Below are 732 nucleotides of genomic sequence, written 5' to 3' on the forward strand. Positions count from 1 at the left end.
GGTACGCGCCTGCGAAAAGATCAAGTTCAACGGTCTGGCCTTGCAGGGCCTGCACATGCATATCGGCTCAGGCGTGGACTACGCGCACCTGCAGGAAGTGTGCGGTGCCATGCTAAAGCTGGTAGCAATAGTGCATGCGCAGGGTTTGGACCTGCAAGCCATCTCTGCGGGCGGCGGTCTGTCCGTTCCCTATCAGGCCGGTGAACCCGCGATTGATACGGCGCACTACTTTGCATTATGGGATGCCGCGCGTCATGCCGTGGAACAACTGCTGGAGCATCCAGTACAACTGGAAATAGAACCGGGCCGCTATTTGATGGCCGAGTCCGGCGTGCTGGTCACCGAGGTACGCGCCACGAAGCAACAGGGCACCAACCATTTTGTGATGGTGGACGCCGGCTTCAGTGATCTGGTTCGCCCGGCCCTATACGGCTCTTACCACGGCATGGAGTTGATCCACTCTGATGGCACAGCGGTTAATGGCCTGCAGTTTGACACGGTGGTTGCCGGACCTCTGTGTGAGTCGGGAGATGTGTTTACGCAGGGAGAAGGTGGCGAGGTGTTGCACCGGTCCTTGCCGCAGGCGCAGGTGTCAGATCTGCTGGTGTTGCACGACACCGGTGCGTATGGTGCCTCCATGTCATCGAACTACAACGCGCGCCCGCTGATTGCCGAAGTGCTGATGGAAAATGGTGAGCCCCGGCTTATTCGACGAAGGCAGACGGTGGCTGA

At 59.2% G+C, this 732-nt stretch carries 1 pseudogene; it reads left to right on the plus strand.

Annotated elements, in window-relative coordinates:
• Positions 1–732 (plus strand): annotated as a pseudogene (locus tag AZSI13_RS17890) (diaminopimelate decarboxylase); the annotation flags it as partial.

This window comes from Azospira sp. I13, from assembly GCF_003112695.1.
Taxonomy (GTDB): Bacteria; Pseudomonadota; Gammaproteobacteria; order Burkholderiales; family Rhodocyclaceae; genus Azospira.